The sequence below is a fragment of the Nostoc sp. CALU 1950 genome (assembly GCF_051172895.1).
Classification (GTDB): Bacteria; Cyanobacteriota; Cyanobacteriia; order Cyanobacteriales; family Nostocaceae; genus Nostoc; species Nostoc edaphicum_A.
Genome location: NZ_JBDNJQ010000472.1, coordinates 1 through 273, shown reverse-complemented (window position 1 = coordinate 273; position 273 = coordinate 1). Strand labels below are relative to the sequence as shown.

At 43.6% G+C, this 273-nt stretch carries 1 pseudogene; it reads right to left on the bottom strand.

Features of this window, described 5'->3' with window-relative positions:
• Window positions 1-175: 175 nt before the first annotated feature.
• Window positions 176-273 (bottom strand): annotated as a pseudogene (locus ABF638_RS38465) (photosystem II protein D1); the annotation flags it as partial.

Here is a 273-nt window from a genome sequence, read left to right as displayed (position 1 = left end):
AAAACACTTGTAGAGACGGCGATTTATCGCGTCTCGAAAACCCACAATTTTGTACTATGAGCTGACAAGAACCTTAATTTAGGTTATGTAGATTCAAATAAAAAAGCGCCCCCTGTCACCAGAGGACGCTTTTTTAAATTGTAGAGACGCTATGGATAGCGCCTTAAGCTTATGATTAACCGTTGATAGCAGGAGCGGTAAGAGCTACAGGAGCAAAGTCACCAGCAGCCAAATCTAGAGGGAAGTTGTGAGCGTTCCGCTCGTGCATTACTT